19 protein-coding genes are annotated in these 12,836 nt (G+C 72.3%); 7 read left to right on the forward strand and 12 right to left on the reverse strand.

What is annotated here, in order from left to right; translation table 11 throughout:
* Positions 1-102 precede the first annotated feature (102 nt).
* The gene (locus ACFVU9_RS16560) at positions 103-459 is read right to left on the reverse strand and encodes a hypothetical protein (protein ID WP_380493320.1); all 357 of its coding nucleotides are present in this window, start codon (positions 457-459) and stop codon (positions 103-105) included.
* 314 nt (positions 460-773) lie between these two features.
* On the opposite strand from ACFVU9_RS16560, the gene ACFVU9_RS16565 reads away from it, so the two are divergent.
* Entirely contained in the window at positions 774-1,529 is a 756-nt protein-coding gene (locus ACFVU9_RS16565) for an SDR family oxidoreductase (RefSeq protein ID WP_387593884.1), read from the forward strand.
* A 52-nt stretch (positions 1,530-1,581) separates the two neighbouring features.
* On the opposite strand, the gene ACFVU9_RS16570 is transcribed toward ACFVU9_RS16565, so the two are convergent.
* Together ACFVU9_RS16570 and ACFVU9_RS16575 are read right to left on the reverse strand one after the other, a co-directional pair.
* Positions 1,582-2,229, reverse strand: a complete 648-nt coding sequence (locus tag ACFVU9_RS16570; RefSeq protein WP_387593885.1) for a hypothetical protein — start codon at positions 2,227-2,229, stop codon at positions 1,582-1,584.
* Between the two features lie 79 nt (positions 2,230-2,308).
* Complete coding sequence (locus ACFVU9_RS16575) at positions 2,309-2,527, reverse strand: hypothetical protein (protein ID WP_387593887.1); 219 nt, start codon at positions 2,525-2,527, stop codon at positions 2,309-2,311.
* A gap of 30 nt (positions 2,528-2,557) precedes the next feature.
* Here ACFVU9_RS16575 and ACFVU9_RS16580 point away from each other — a divergent pair, with 30 nt between their 5' ends.
* The gene (locus ACFVU9_RS16580; protein ID WP_387593889.1) at positions 2,558-3,031 is read left to right on the forward strand and encodes a nuclear transport factor 2 family protein; all 474 of its coding nucleotides are present in this window, start codon (positions 2,558-2,560) and stop codon (positions 3,029-3,031) included.
* A gap of 80 nt (positions 3,032-3,111) precedes the next feature.
* Here ACFVU9_RS16580 and ACFVU9_RS16585 read toward each other — a convergent pair whose 3' ends face one another.
* From ACFVU9_RS16585 to ACFVU9_RS16610, 6 genes are all read right to left on the reverse strand, one after another.
* The gene (locus ACFVU9_RS16585; RefSeq protein WP_387593891.1) at positions 3,112-3,486 is read right to left on the reverse strand and encodes a nuclear transport factor 2 family protein; all 375 of its coding nucleotides are present in this window, start codon (positions 3,484-3,486) and stop codon (positions 3,112-3,114) included.
* A gap of 491 nt (positions 3,487-3,977) precedes the next feature.
* On the reverse strand, positions 3,978-4,541 hold the full coding sequence (locus ACFVU9_RS16590; RefSeq protein WP_387593893.1) for an NADPH-dependent FMN reductase: 564 nt from the start codon (positions 4,539-4,541) through the stop codon (positions 3,978-3,980).
* A gap of 72 nt (positions 4,542-4,613) precedes the next feature.
* On the reverse strand, positions 4,614-5,156 hold the full coding sequence (locus ACFVU9_RS16595) for a YceI family protein (protein ID WP_387593895.1): 543 nt from the start codon (positions 5,154-5,156) through the stop codon (positions 4,614-4,616).
* A gap of 108 nt (positions 5,157-5,264) precedes the next feature.
* Positions 5,265-5,684 carry a nuclear transport factor 2 family protein gene (locus ACFVU9_RS16600; protein WP_380493336.1) on the reverse strand — a complete coding sequence of 140 codons (420 nt, stop codon included), beginning with the start codon at positions 5,682-5,684 and terminating at the stop codon, positions 5,265-5,267.
* 138 nt (positions 5,685-5,822) lie between these two features.
* Positions 5,823-6,326, reverse strand: a complete 504-nt coding sequence (locus ACFVU9_RS16605) for a MarR family winged helix-turn-helix transcriptional regulator (RefSeq protein WP_380493338.1) — start codon at positions 6,324-6,326, stop codon at positions 5,823-5,825.
* A 104-nt stretch (positions 6,327-6,430) separates the two neighbouring features.
* Entirely contained in the window at positions 6,431-6,826 is a 396-nt protein-coding gene (locus ACFVU9_RS16610) for a tautomerase family protein (protein ID WP_380493340.1), read from the reverse strand.
* 155 nt (positions 6,827-6,981) lie between these two features.
* On the opposite strand from ACFVU9_RS16610, the gene ACFVU9_RS16615 reads away from it, so the two are divergent.
* Positions 6,982-7,284 (forward strand): putative quinol monooxygenase, encoded by a 303-nt coding sequence (locus ACFVU9_RS16615; RefSeq protein WP_380438609.1) that lies wholly within the window; start codon positions 6,982-6,984, stop codon positions 7,282-7,284.
* 42 nt (positions 7,285-7,326) lie between these two features.
* Here the strand turns inward: ACFVU9_RS16615 and ACFVU9_RS16620 are convergent, their stop codons facing one another.
* Complete coding sequence (locus tag ACFVU9_RS16620; RefSeq protein WP_387593898.1) at positions 7,327-7,605, reverse strand: hypothetical protein; 279 nt, start codon at positions 7,603-7,605, stop codon at positions 7,327-7,329.
* A 308-nt stretch (positions 7,606-7,913) separates the two neighbouring features.
* On the opposite strand from ACFVU9_RS16620, the gene ACFVU9_RS16625 reads away from it, so the two are divergent.
* Together ACFVU9_RS16625 and ACFVU9_RS16630 are read left to right on the forward strand one after the other, a co-directional pair.
* Positions 7,914-8,684: an alpha/beta hydrolase gene (locus ACFVU9_RS16625; protein ID WP_387593900.1), complete on the forward strand. Its 771-nt coding sequence runs from the start codon at positions 7,914-7,916 to the stop codon at positions 8,682-8,684.
* Positions 8,675-8,797 carry an alpha/beta hydrolase gene (locus tag ACFVU9_RS16630; protein WP_387593902.1) on the forward strand — a complete coding sequence of 41 codons (123 nt, stop codon included), beginning with the start codon at positions 8,675-8,677 and terminating at the stop codon, positions 8,795-8,797. Before ACFVU9_RS16625 ends, ACFVU9_RS16630 begins: the two co-directional genes overlap by 10 nt.
* A 30-nt stretch (positions 8,798-8,827) precedes the next feature.
* Here ACFVU9_RS16630 and ACFVU9_RS16635 read toward each other — a convergent pair whose 3' ends face one another.
* Positions 8,828-9,895, reverse strand: coding sequence for a hypothetical protein (locus ACFVU9_RS16635; RefSeq protein ID WP_387593904.1), 1,068 nt, complete (start codon positions 9,893-9,895; stop codon positions 8,828-8,830).
* Positions 9,896-9,940: 45 nt separating this feature from the next.
* Entirely contained in the window at positions 9,941-11,152 is a 1,212-nt protein-coding gene (locus ACFVU9_RS16640) for a HEAT repeat domain-containing protein (protein ID WP_387593905.1), read from the reverse strand.
* A 95-nt stretch (positions 11,153-11,247) separates the two neighbouring features.
* Here ACFVU9_RS16640 and ACFVU9_RS16645 point away from each other — a divergent pair, with 95 nt between their 5' ends.
* Positions 11,248-11,853, forward strand: coding sequence for a GNAT family N-acetyltransferase (locus ACFVU9_RS16645; RefSeq protein WP_387593907.1), 606 nt, complete (start codon positions 11,248-11,250; stop codon positions 11,851-11,853).
* On the forward strand, positions 11,850-12,815 hold the full coding sequence (locus ACFVU9_RS16650) for a WGR domain-containing protein (RefSeq protein ID WP_387593909.1): 966 nt from the start codon (positions 11,850-11,852) through the stop codon (positions 12,813-12,815). The genes ACFVU9_RS16645 and ACFVU9_RS16650 overlap by 4 nt, the downstream gene beginning before the upstream one ends.
* Positions 12,816-12,836: the final 21 nt, after the last annotated feature.

A 12,836-nucleotide genomic window follows, 5' to 3' on the forward strand; every position in this document is an offset into this window, starting at 1 on the left:
GCCAGTACGAGCGGAACCCGCCGGCCGCTCGCCGACCACGGAGAGCCCGCCCCACCGGGGAGCGGGCCCTTCGCGTTCACGGCGTTCCCGTCATCCGACGGCTCAGTAGACCAGCGGTCCCGACATGATCAGGCCGGTGCTCAGGTCCTCGACCGCCACGTAGAGCTCGTGCACGCCGTCGTTGTGGTAGAGCGGCCACGTGTTCACTCCGCCGCCCCAGCCGGTGTGCGTGGCGCCGTCGGTCTGGATGTTCACCTGCCACAGGTCGACCTTGCACCCGTTGGCCGGCCCGTCGACGTGGCCGTAGGCGTACATGTCCGAATAGGGCAGGACGTACGCGTGGCAGGGGCCCTGGTAGGCGTCGCTGCCCAGGCCGGAGGCCGAGGCCTCGCCGGCCGGCAGGGCGACGAGGCCGGCGGCGAAGATCCCTGCCGCGGCGAGCTTGATCGTACGTGTCATCCTCACGGTTGCTCCTTCGAAGGAGATGAAAGGTCGGGCGCGGAGCCGGGCCGGATCGGGCCGATGAACGATGCCCGGCCGCCCGTCCTCGACCCTCGTGCACTCCCGGCGCAGACGGCAATTTTCCCGTACAACTCCGTACGGCCCCTTGATCGGACTCACCCTTGCCGCCGACCCGCACCGCCCTGCGAGGGGGCTCCCGGGCCGCGGCCCGGGAGCCCCCCTTCGTCATCGGCGACCGGGCCCGCCCCTGACACGAGCGCAATATGATGATCCATCAGTTGTACTCCACGGGTGGATCAAGGAGAACAGTCATGTCCGAAACAAGAGTTCGCGATCTCACGGGCAAGGTCGCGATCGTGGTGGGCGGCAGCCGGAACCAGGGCGCGGCCTGCGCCGAGGTGCTGGCGGCGCGCGGCGCGACCGTCGTGATCAGCTACGCCAACGACGCGCAGGCCGCCGAGCAGACCGTCGCAGCTCTGCGCAAGCACGACGTCACCGCGGAGGCGGTGCGCTCCGACGCCGCCGTGTCCGCGGACGTCACCGCGCTGTTCGCCGGGGTGGTGGAGCGGCACGGGCGGCTCGACATCGTGGTGCACCTGCCCGGCATGGTCCTCAAGAAGCCGCTGGCCGAGATCACCGACGAGGAGTTCGACCGGGTGATCGACCTGAACACCCGCAGCGCGTTCTACAGCCTGCGGGCGGCGGCGCGCACGCTCGCGGACAACGGCCGGTACGTGGTCCTCTCCACCACGCTGACCTCGGTGATGACCGGACCGTACGGGCTCTACTCGGGCAGCAAGGCCGCCGTCGAGCGCATGGTCCTGGCGGCGGCCAAGGAGTTGGGCGCGCGCGGCATCACGGTCAACGCGGTGGCCCCCGGTCCGGTGGACACGTCCTTCTATCGGGCCGCCGAGACCCCGGAGTCGATGGCGGCCGCCGCCGACCACAGCCCGCGCGGCCGGCTCGGCCGGCCCGACGACATAGCCCCGGTGGTGGGCTGGCTGGTCGGCGACGAGGCGGGCTGGGTGTCCGGCCAGACGGTGCGCGCCAACGGCGCGATGTTCTGAGCCTCAGCGGCCTGGGAGTCCGGCTCCTCGTCCCCCTGTGGGCGCAGGTCCCTCAGTACCAACGGGTCTGCCCGGCGATGCCCTGCCCCGTCCGGGCGGCATGGCGCAGCACGCGCAGCGGGCCGTCGAGGAGGGTGTCGGCGTCGTGGGCGGGATCGTCTCCCAGGCCGTCCAGCCAGGCGTGGATCCGTTCGATGACGTCCCGGCGCCGGGGGCCGGTCAGGGCCAGGGCTTCCTCGGCGCGGGGCAGGCAGGCCCGCACCTGGGCGGAGTCGAGCAGGAAGTCGCCGAACCAGCCGGGGAGTCGGAGCGTCGCCTCGGCGCCGAGTGCGTAGGCGAGGGCCCAGAAGGGGTTGGCCTTCCGGGCCGTGGCCGCGAACAGGCCCTCGCCCTCGTTCGCCGGGAACTGCTCCATGACGGCATCGCGCAGGGCCTCGACGGCGTCGGAGTCGTCCAGGCAGCTGTCGAAGAACCGGTAGAGCCGGAGGGCGTCCTCCGTGGCCGCCCACCCCCCGGCGCCGGCGGTCCGCCGGGTGAACAGGGACTCCCCCGCCAGCCCCCGCCACCACGCCAGCTCGGTCGTCACACCGGCGGGCGCCGACGGCGGGGGTGGCGGCGAGCTCCGGACGGCGGCGAGCAGCAGTTCCCGCACCTGCTCGTCGTCCACCGTGCCGACGACCCACACACCCGTGGCACTCACGGCCTGCCTCCCACTCTCACGATCCGACCGCAGATCATGCCCGACGCCTCCGACGGAGCACCGGCCGGGGCCGTGCCTCCTACCGCTCCGCGGCCCCCGCCCACCACGCCGGGGCACAGGCCACCGCCGCGTCGACCAGGTCCTGCTTGGAGACCGACGCGTCGGCGAGCCACGCCCGGATCGCCCCCGCGAAGCCATGCGCCAGGAACTGCGCCACCACCGGCCGGCTGACGTCCGGGGGAGCGCTGTCGCCCGCGCGCGCCAGGAACGCGAGGGCGTAGTCGGCGAAGTGCCGCACCAGCGCGTCTAGTTTACGAGGGGAGTCGCCATGTCGCCCCACGCCGCGGTCCCGCCCGGGGAGGCCGCCGACCGGCTCGCCATCCGCGAACTGGTCGACGCCTACGCGCGCTGCGCGGACCGCCGGGACGCGAAGGGCCAGCTGGCCCTGTTCACGGAGGACTGCCGCTTCCTGGTCTTCATGGACGCCACCGCGGCCGAGCCGACCCAGGAGCTGCACGGCCGGGAGTCCCTCGCCCCGGTCTTCGACAACCTCAACACCTACCGGGCGACCACCCACTTCAACGGCCAGAGCACCGTGTCCCTCGATGCCGACGGCCGACGCGGTTCCGGCGAGAGCTACTGCCTGGCCCACCACGTTTCGTTCGGGACGGACGCCGAACGCACGATCATGGTCGCGTCGATCCGCTACCTGGACGAGTTCGTCAAGCAGGACGGCACGTGGCTCTTCGCCGAGCGCCGCCTGATGGTGGACTGGACCGAGACCCGCCCCTCCACGCCATGAGCCGGACAACAGCCTGCGCGACGCCGACCCGGCCGCCGACCGTGAACCCGGCGCGGGGACGGGTGGCCAGTCCGGATGAGTCAGGGGCTCTCCGGACCGGCGCCGTCGACGAACGTGTAGAGCTCGACGATCACGCCGTCCTTGCAGTGGGCGATGTCCATCCCGGTCACGACGGGCGGCCGGCCGGCCGGACCGAAGCGGAACCCGAGGTGGCCGAGGTCGTCGTTCACGGAGACGGGACCGTCCGGTTCGAAGACCCAGTCCGGCGTCTCCTCCCGCAGCTCGGCCGCGCGCTGCGCGAGGGCCGCACGCCCGCGGACGACGCGGTCGGGCTCGTGCCAGACCACGTCCTCGGCGTAGGTCCCGGCGATGGCCGCGGCGCGGCGGACGGGGTCCGGCTCGTTGAAGACGGCGAGGAGGTTGCGCCACATGAGGTCGGCGACGGTGCGGGTCATGGTCCGTCCCTAAGAATGTGAGGCGGTCCGGGAGGACCGGGTGTGGCTGATGGTCGGTTGCCGTCCGTGGCTGCGAAGGAATGGCCGCGCGGTCCTTCGGGACGCTCCGACCACTGATTGAGAACTGCGGTCATCGCTGGTCAGGGACCTGTCGGCGGAGTGGTCCACGGACCACGAGGTGCTGGTCACGATGGATACGGAGCGACGGGCTTGAGTGCGTCTCACGATCGGATATGGGTCGGCATCGACGCCAGCAAGGGGCACCACTGGGCGGTGGCGGTCGACGCCGCCGGCAACCGCGGCCCGCAGCACGCGTACCGCCTCGTCGCGGTCGCGGAGCGGGCCGAAGACGTTGTCGCCGGCCAGCTGCATCGCGCCGTATCCGATGCGGTGCACCCGCCGGGGGCCGAGGGCGTACGAGCCGGCGGCCGCGACGGTCGAGGTGTGTTCGGGCATGACGTCTCCCCTGTCCGGACGTGCGGACTCGGCTGTCAGTTTCGGACGGTCCGCATGGCCGTCGCCCAGGACTCCAGCTCTTCGAACAGCTTGGTGGCCGCGGCGTCGTGGTGCGCGCCGGGCTTGAAGAGCGAGAGGTCCTCGAAGTCGGTGAACAGCGAGAAGGCCAGCTGCTGGTTCACATGGGCGAGTTGGACCGCGCTGGCGACGGTGCGCAGGTGCTCGGCGGCCCGGATGCCACCGACGGTGCCGTACGAGACGATGGCGGCCGCCTTGTTGTTCCATTCGGCGTAGGCGAAGTCGATGGCGTTCTTCAGCACGCCTGGGAGGGAGTGGTTGTACTCGGGGGTGACGAAGACGTAGCCGTCGAACTCCGCGACCTTGGCCGCCCACGCCTTGGTGTGCTCGCCCTGGTACCGGCCCATGGCCGGCGGCATCGGCTCGTCCATGAACGGCAGCGGCCAGTCGGCGAGGTCGACGAGCCCGTACTCGGCGCCGGTCCGGGCGCCGGCCCGGTCGACGACCCAGTCGGCGACGGCCTTCCCGTTGCGGCCGGGGCGGGTGCTGCCGAGGATCACGGCGATCTTGAGCGTGGTCATGACGTTCACTCCTTGCGTACGGCTCGGCCGGGCCAGGCCGGGCGAGGCGAGGCTAGGCGGGGCGGGGCGGGGCTAGGCGGGGCTTCCGTCGGTGTGGTTCGCGTCCGTCAGGCGGGCCCGGACGGTCGCGGTCAGCCGGAGGCGGCGCCCGGCCACGCCCTTGAGCCCGGTGACGCCGTGGGCATAGCGGTCGACGGTCGCGGTGGCCTCCACGGCGATCTCGTCGCCGTCGACGTCGGCGCTGGTCACGGTGAAGGTGACGGGCGCGCCGGTGCCGTGCGCGGTCAGCTCGCCCCGCAGGGCCCAGACACCGGTTTGGTCCAGTTCGGCCCCGGTGGCGGTGAAGCGGATGTCCGGGTAGGTGGCGGTGTCCAGCAGGGCCTTGGACAGGACCTGGCGGTCGCGGTTCTTGTTGCCGGTGTCGAAGCTGCCCGCGTCGGCGACGGCGTCCACCCGGCTCGCGGTGAGCGGCTCGGCCAGCGAGACGGTGCCGCCGCGGAGCCGGAAGCTGCCGCGGACCGTGCCCAGTCCGAACAGGTGCTTGGTGGTGAAGGTGATCTCGGAGCGGGGGACGTCGATGGCGTAGCGGCCCGGCGTCGGCGTGGCGGTGGTCATGATGAGCCCTCCTACTTCACTTGAGCCTTCAAGTCAAACCCTGAGCCTGTGAACTTGAAGGCTCAAGTGACAACAAGGACGAACCCGCCTATGTTCCCCCGAACGGGCTCAGCCGAGGCCGAGCTGGCGGGCGATGACGGAGCCCTCCGCGTAGCAGTCGAAGCGCTTGATCCTGCCGTCGACCAGCTCGAACACGTCGCAGCACGGCGCGTCCATCCGCTTGCCGGTGGGCGGAACCGTCCCGGCGGGCGTCTCCAGCGGCCCGAGGTGGGTGCCCTGCAGGCGCAGCTGCACGATCACGATGTCGCCGGTGACGTAGAACCGCTCCAGCTCGCGGTGCATGTCGGGGAAGGCCTTGGCGTACACCTCGACCGTCTTTCCGAGCTCCTCGGCACCGCGGTACGTGAACGGGATGGACATGTCGGTGAAGGTGCCGTCCTCCGTGAAGGCCGCGACCCAGCCGGCGACGTCCTGCTCCTCGGCGACCTGGTAGGCGGCGCGGATGATCTTCTCGTTGTCGTGGGACATCTCGACCCTTCCGATCCCTGCGGTGGCTTGCGGTACACATTCACTTTAACCTTCAAGTCATCGCCGAGCGCAAGAGGCTGGAAGGCGGGAATTTTCAGGACACTTGTTCGCTCTGCGCCCCACAGGCGACTTGAATCGTCAACGAGCAGGCGAGTCGATGCGCTGCAGGATGCGCTCGGCGTCCTGCCCGAGCCGGCGCAGGCGCTCGCCGGAGAGGTTGTCCACGACGAGGCGGCGGACGAAGGCCACGTGCGCGGGTGCGGCCGTTTCGAGCTTGGCCATGCCGGCGGGCAGCAGGATGGCGTTGGTGAAGCGCCCGTCCGCCGGATCCGCCTCCCGGCGGACGTAGCCGCGGCCCTCCAGTCGCTTGACCAGGTGTGAGAGCCGGGACAGCGACGTGCTGGTGTTCTCGGCGAGGACGCTCATGCGCAAGGTCCACTCGGGGGCCTCGGACAGCATCGCCAGCGTCATGTACTCGACCATGCTCAGATCGGCGTCGCGCTGCAGCTGGGCGTCGATGGCCCAGGGCAGCCGCGTCATCAGCCGCACCACCGACAGCCAGGAGTCCAGCTCGGCCGGACTGAGCCAGAGGCCGTCCTGCTCGCCCGCCCGCACTGCGGTCGCCTCGTCGTGGGTGGTCATTCTCGCAGCGTATCAGCCACACTCCGCGGATGACATGGCCTGCCACAGCCGGGCACGATGCGGCCATGTCACATGAACATTCAATGGAGCCCCCCGGCCGGGCCTCACCCGCTCGACGACGGGGCGTACTGCGCCAGCCCGTCGCCGAGCGACCAATCGATGGACGCGTTCTCGGCCAGGGTGACGAACACGTTCCGGGGCTCGGTGCCCGCGTACTGCTCCGCGAGTTCCGCGATCCGCCGGTACAGGGCGCGCTTCTGGTCGGGAGTCCGACCGGCGCGCAGGGTGATCGCGATGTAGACGATGCCCTCGTCACGCCGCACGCCGAGGTAATTCCCGTACCGCAGTGTGCTGTTGATGCCGTCGTGGCCGACCAGGACCTGGAACAGGTCGTCCGGCGGAATGCCGATCGTCTCCATCAGGGCCTCGTGCACCGCGCGGCCGAGCGCGTCCAGTCGGGCACCGTCGGCCCGAAGGGCGTCGATCCGAACGAACGGCATAGCGGGTTCCTCCCCATCGACCGACCGCGCACCATGGGGCCACGGCCGCGGGACCGATCCATCCGCCCACGATTGTACATACCAGTAGGTACAGGCACGTCTGCCAGGTGAGATACCGGTTCCCCGGCGGGCCTCACCGATCTACGCTCACTCACATGCCACAGTCCGTACGCCTCCACGTCCACATCACCACCCTCCCGGGCCGCGGCCAGGAGCAGCTCGACGCCTACGAACGCCTCGCGCCGCTCGTGCGGGCCGAAGAGGGGTGCCTGCAGTACGACCTGCACCGGGTCGTCGGCGATCCGGACCGGTTCGTCCTCACCGAACTCTGGGCATCGCGCGAGGCGTTGGCCGCGCACGACGCCACCCCGCACATGGTGGCCGCGGACGCCGCCGGCCCGGCGTTCCGGGCGGGTCCCGCGCAGGTGATCGAGATCGAGGCCGAGCCGGCGGCGTAGGCTCACCGGCCGGGGACGCCGGCCACCGGCGCCCCCGGCCGGTCAGCCCGGGATGAGGCCCTCGTCGCCGAGCATCTCGCGGACCTCCTCAAGGGAGGCGTCCGGGGGCGGCAGGATCAGCTCGGAGGGCTCCAGAGCGTCGTCGGGCAACGCGGTGCCGAGGCGGCGCACCGCATCCAGGAGCGCCCCCAGGGTCCGCCGGAAGCCCTCCTCGTCGCCGCTCTCCATCTCCGCGAGCAACTCGTCGTCGAGCGCGTTCAGCTCGGCGAAGTGGGAGTCGACCAGCCGCACTTGCCCCTCGCCCATGATGCGCACGATCACCGTGGTCTCCTGTCCCGAAAGCGCCGTCCGGCACCGCGCCGAATCCGCCCGCCAAGGACACCAGCCCGCGCGCGCTCACCGACCCGACATGCCGCCGCGTTCACGCTCAGCGGACGATCGACCACCCCATCGGCTCCGCTGGCCGCCGACGGCAGCACCCTGGCGGGCCCCGGCGTGCACGTCACGCCGGGGCCCGTGGCGACGGCTGGAGGATCCTGGAGGATCACCGCGTGACGCAAGGACGTCCAGGCTCGTCAGAGACCGCCTTCCTTTCCGACGGCGATGATCCGGCGCCCCACCTGGTTGGCGTGTTCACCCGCCGTGGCGGCTTCTTTCAGCGCCGACATCAACAGGTCGCCGTCGTTGTCACGAACGGCGCCGTCGACCCGTCGCTCGACTGGGCCGGGCTGGCCCTGCGCCAGGCGAAGGGCTTCCAGCGGGCCGTCGACGACTACGCCGACCGCTGCGCGGCGGTCGTCGGCCAGGCCTGCCCCGCCGGCACGCCCGACGGCATCCGTGCCCTGATCACCGACCTGTACGAGACGACCGCCCGCGGCTCCGGGCCGGCCACGGGCCCGGGGCGGCGCCTCGACCAGAACACCCTGCACACCGCCATCACCACGTCGATGTACTCGCCGGAGTCCCAGTGGCAGCCGCTGTCCGAGGCCCTCGGCGCCGCCCGGCGCGGCAACGCCGCGAAGCTGATCGCCCTCGCCGAGCCGGACCCCGGCCACCACGACGACGGCCCGGAGACCGGCGGCGAGCAGGCGCCCGACAACTCCGACGCCGCCCTCACCGCCGTCAACTGCCTCGACACCCCCTACCCCGCGGACCCGCAGGCGTACTGGGACCTGCTCGACCGCGCCCACCGGGAGGCGGGCGTGTTCGGCGCCGGCAGCGTCCTCTCCACCCTCACCTGCCACACCTGGCCCGCAGGCCCGCTCAAGCCCCACCGCGCCACCCCCGCCGGACTGCCGCCCGTCCTCGTGGTCGGCACCACCGGCGACCCGGCCACGACGTACGAGGAGGCCCAGGCCCTCGCCGCCCAGCTGCCCAGCTGCCCGGCGGCATGCTCCTGACCTACCGGGGCCCCGGGCACACCGCTTACGGCCGCGGCAACGCCTGCGTCACCGACGCGGTCGACGCCTACGTCGTCGGCCTGGTCCCGGTCCGAGCGGGCGGAAGCTGCTGACGGCCTGGAGCTTCGTCGTGCCCGCCCCCGTCAGCAGGTACGCATGCGGAGCCCCGGAAACCCGATGCGGTACCGCGTGTGCCCCGTCGTGCCCTCGATGACGACGTGCTCCGCCTCGCCTCCGATGCGGAGTCCGGAGGCGGACGCGACGCCGGCCGCACGGGCGGTACGCACGATCACGTCCGCCACGGCACCGTCGACCCCGCCCGGGCCGCCGGCGTCGATCAGCCACGGCGTGCACCCGAACTGCGGGCGCAGCGGGTGGTCGGACGGGAGCGTCTCCTCGATCGGGGTCCACCCGAGGGTGGCGGCCCGCTCCCCTCGGGCGGCCTCGGCGACACCGGCTTCGGTGTACCCGATGAGCAGGCGGCCGGCCCTGCAGTCGATGGCGAAGAGCAGGGGGCCGTCGCCGATCGAGCACCCGTACAGGGGCATGCTCTGCGCCAGGCCGGTGGCCCTGACCTCGGCGGGCAGCATCTGCAGGAATCCGCCGAGGGCCAGTTCGTCCCACTCGCCCGCGTACTCCCGGCGGGGGTGGTCCAGTTCGAGTCCGGCGCCCTGGAGGACCCCGACGTATCCGTCGCCGCCCTGCTGGTACCAGGACTCCCACACGGCGCTCGCCTGCAGGACGAGTTCGGGCCCGGCTTCGCCCGCGCGGAGTTCGAGGCTCGTCGCCCCCCTGCGCCACCGGAGGAACGGCCTGCCCCAGGAGGGGGCGAGCCGATGACCGGTCGGGCTGTTCCGGCCGTTGCCGCCGATGTAGGTCGCGTTCCCGAGCTCCCGGCGGAGTGCATCGGCGACCCGTCGGAACTCCTCGACCTGCGCGTGCACTTCAGCGGCCGGACGGCTGACCGGGACCACCAGCTCCAGGTACTCCTGGGACCGGGCCCACGGGCGCGCCCGCGCGTCGACCGGCACGAGCGCCGCGTCACCGCCCGGCAGCGCGGTCACGAGGCGGACCCGGCCGTCCGACCCGTCCGCCCACTCCCAGCCGAGCCGGCCGGCGAGTTCGCGCAGGCCCTCGCCGCTCCACCGCAGGTCGCTGCCCGCGTCCGCCAGGTTCCGGGCGACGGCCCCGACCTCCGCACTGCTGATCATTCCCCCTTCCTACCATCCCCTACTGACACACCTTCGGGACCGCCGTCAGCCCACCAACCGCCGGAACTCGGCGCGGTCCTCCGGCAGCCCGACCCTGCGGAGCCAGATGATCTTGTTGCCGATGGTGCCCCAGCAGCCGTCGTTGGCGGCGACGGCCCGCAGGAACGCACGCTGGGCGGCGGTCGGTTCGGCGTCGGCGGGGAATCCGTCCGGCAGGGCCTTCACGAGCAGCGGGCCCCAGTCCCGTTCCACCGTGAAGTCGTCGGCGAGCGGGACCAGCGCCAGCGCCGCCGGGAGCAGCTCGGCGAAATCGTCGACCCGGTCGATCGCCGCGGCCAGCAGCGTGAAGCGGAACCAGCCGTCGAACTGCGGCAGCGGCTCGGGGAACCAGCCGTCGGCGGCCTTCGGGTCCTCGAGTGCGGCCAGGAGCACCCGGGTGGCACGGGGGTCGGCGGCCGCCACGGGGGCGAGCGCAGCGCAGGCGCGGACGGCGGGATCGGCGTCGTCGAGCAGCTCGGCGGTGTCCTGGTGCCAGGCGCCGAGCGTCAGGACGGCGGCCGCGCGCTCGCGGCGGTCGGCGCTGTCCGCGAGGATCCGGCGGAGGTGCTGCGCTGCCTCCGGTACGCGGTCGGCGAGTTCGGGGGCGTTCAGGAGGTGCCCGGCGGCGCCGAGGGCGGCCTCACGAACGGCCGGGTCCGGGGCGGTGAGGTGGGGAACGACCGCCGCGTACAGCGTGGGCCGGATCGCACGACAGGCCGCAGTTGCTGCCCGGTCCTCCGCATCTTCTTCGTCTTCTTCGTCTGCTTCATCTGCTTCGTCTGCTTCGTCTGCTTCCGCGTCCGGTTCGTCGTCCTCCGCGAACTCCCCCCAGCCCGCCGACTCCGCGACCTGGCCCAGCCACTCGACGAGCGCGGCGCGCAGCGGGCGGCTGCGCTCGTCCCAGGAGAAGTGGCTCTCGTGCCGGGCCGTCGTGCGGGGATCCGCGAGGATCGCGGCGACGAACAGCGCGGCCGGTGCGGTCGAGCTGTAGAGGGACCCCTGGTGGAGCACCGACATGTCGAGCATCCCCAGGGCCTCGGCCTGGGTCTCGGGCTCCGGGTCGAGGAGCTGCAACAGGCGCGCGGGCGTGTCCCCCGCGGGCCCGTAGGCGTGCTGGAGGGCGGCCCAGTCGGTGTCCCGGATCACCGCGAGCGCATCGGACAGGTCGGGCCGGGCCGGGCGGCCGTGGCGCTGGGCGCCGTCGTTCAGGGTCGTCACGGTGAGAGCATGACGGACGGCACCGACACATCGCGCCTGGTCCACCATCATGTGGAACTCCTGCTCGGCGGACGGCCTGCGATAGGTTGCCCGCCATGACCGATCCTGCCCCCGTCGCCTGGCCGCCCGCCCCGATCAGGACCGAGCGCCTCGTGCTCCGCGCGTCCGAGGCCCGGGACCGCGCGGCGGTCATCGAACTCTTCGCCTCGCCGGAGGTGGGCACCTACGTCGGTGGTGCCCGGCCGCGTGACGAACTGGAGCGTGCGGTGCCCGAGGTGCCGGGGCGGCGCTTGGGCTTCTTCGTGGTCGAGCTCGACGGAGCGATGATCGGCATGATCACGCTCGATCCGCGCGACGCGGACCGCCCGGGCCACGTCCGCCCGGAAGGCGGCGAGGCCGAGCTCGGCTACATGTTCCTGCCGCGGGCGTGGGGACGTGGATACGCCGCCGAGGCGTGCGCGGCCGCACTCGACTGGTTCGCCGACGCGCTCCCCGGGGAGCCGGTGGTGCTCTGCACCCGGACCGCCCACGCCGCCTCGCTGCGCGTCGCCACGAAGCTGGGGTTCAGCGAGGCGGCCCGCTTCGAGGAGTACGGCGCCGAGCAGTGGTTCGGCCTGTGGTCCCCGGCACACCGTCCGGTTGAGCCCGCACTCGACAGCGCCGACGGCGTCGGGCCGTGGGACGTGGAGGAAGCCGGATGACCACATGGCGGCGGTTCGAGCGGCAAGAGGCGGGCGCGCTCGACTACTGGGAGATCCGCCGGGAGGGGATCCGCTGCTTCCTCAGGTGGGGATCCGACCGCACCCCGGGCAAGGCGAGCACGATGACGCTCGACGACGAGGAGCAGGCGCGGCGCCACGCCGCGCGCAAGGTCAACGACCGTCTCCGCAAGGGCTTCGCCGAGGTGGACCCGCCCCACGACCCGGCGGAGGCCGAGGCCGGGACACCGGTGCTGGACGTCCTCGCCAGGGCTGTCGGGCCGTACGCCCCGGAAGTCCGGTACGTACCGGTCGACGGCTTCGACGACGTCTACCGCTGCGAGCGCTCACCCGACCACCCCATGGGCTTCTACGAGTACTACGTCCTGCGCGACCAGGGACGCAGTGCGGTCCGCTTCGCGGTGCGCGCGGCCGGCCACCGGGACGAGACCGTCGCGGCGTTCCTGGAGTTCCTCTCCCCCCGGCGTGACCTCGCCTTCGACGGCCGGTCCCACCACAAGGTGCCGCTGCCGGGCCCGGTCGGGTCGTTCGACACCGCACTGTTCTGCTCGCCGGCACTGGGCCGGGCCTGTGCCGCCACCCCGGGGGCGGCCTCGCGAGTGGCGACCGCCGTCCCCGTCTTCGACTGCGAGATCGGGGACGACGACCCGGAGGTGCTGGTCGACGCCCGCATCCACGGTCACGCCTCACTGCCCTACGCCGACTGGGGACGGTCGCCGTACCCGGCCGTTGACCTGCGCTTCGACATCCATCCGTCGTACTACCGACCGGCGAAGAAGTTCATGGTCTACCGGCCGGCCGACGTGCGGAAGCTCATGGACGTCCTGCCGGGGGCATCGCCGCAGAGCTGGCTGGAGGTGCGCAATTTCCGCGGGGAGACCACGCGCCTCCAGCCCGACACGGCCGTGTCGTTCGCCGAGGTGTCGTCCTTCCTGGCCGGTTGAAGGAACCGAGAGACCTGAAGG

The sequence above is a fragment of the Kitasatospora sp. NPDC057936 genome, assembly GCF_042887525.1.
Lineage (GTDB): Bacteria > Actinomycetota > Actinomycetes > Streptomycetales > Streptomycetaceae > Kitasatospora.

Bases quoted from the DNA above. Each gene is read 5' to 3' on its own strand.
- ACFVU9_RS16585 (WP_387593891.1), bottom strand. From the start codon at position 3,486: ATGACCCGCACCGTCGCCGACCTCATGTGGCGCAACCTCCTCGCCGTC.
- ACFVU9_RS16615 (WP_380438609.1), top strand. From the start codon at position 6,982: ATGCCACAGTCCGTACGCCTCCACGTCCACATCACCACCCTCCCGGGC.
- ACFVU9_RS16630 (WP_387593902.1), top strand. From the start codon at position 8,675: ATGCTCCTGACCTACCGGGGCCCCGGGCACACCGCTTACGGCCGCGGC.
- ACFVU9_RS16600 (WP_380493336.1), bottom strand. From the start codon at position 5,684: ATGTCCCACGACAACGAGAAGATCATCCGCGCCGCCTACCAGGTCGCC.
- ACFVU9_RS16605 (WP_380493338.1), bottom strand. From the start codon at position 6,326: ATGACCACCCACGACGAGGCGACCGCAGTGCGGGCGGGCGAGCAGGAC.
- ACFVU9_RS16635 (WP_387593904.1), bottom strand. From the start codon at position 9,895: ATGATCAGCAGTGCGGAGGTCGGGGCCGTCGCCCGGAACCTGGCGGAC.
- ACFVU9_RS16610 (WP_380493340.1), bottom strand. From the start codon at position 6,826: ATGCCGTTCGTTCGGATCGACGCCCTTCGGGCCGACGGTGCCCGACTG.
- ACFVU9_RS16590 (WP_387593893.1), bottom strand. From the start codon at position 4,541: ATGACCACGCTCAAGATCGCCGTGATCCTCGGCAGCACCCGCCCCGGC.
- ACFVU9_RS16645 (WP_387593907.1), top strand. From the start codon at position 11,248: ATGACCGATCCTGCCCCCGTCGCCTGGCCGCCCGCCCCGATCAGGACC.
- ACFVU9_RS16560 (WP_380493320.1), bottom strand. From the start codon at position 459: ATGACACGTACGATCAAGCTCGCCGCGGCAGGGATCTTCGCCGCCGGC.
- ACFVU9_RS16595 (WP_387593895.1), bottom strand. From the start codon at position 5,156: ATGACCACCGCCACGCCGACGCCGGGCCGCTACGCCATCGACGTCCCC.
- ACFVU9_RS16565 (WP_387593884.1), top strand. From the start codon at position 774: ATGTCCGAAACAAGAGTTCGCGATCTCACGGGCAAGGTCGCGATCGTG.
- ACFVU9_RS16580 (WP_387593889.1), top strand. From the start codon at position 2,558: ATGTCGCCCCACGCCGCGGTCCCGCCCGGGGAGGCCGCCGACCGGCTC.
- ACFVU9_RS16650 (WP_387593909.1), top strand. From the start codon at position 11,850: ATGACCACATGGCGGCGGTTCGAGCGGCAAGAGGCGGGCGCGCTCGAC.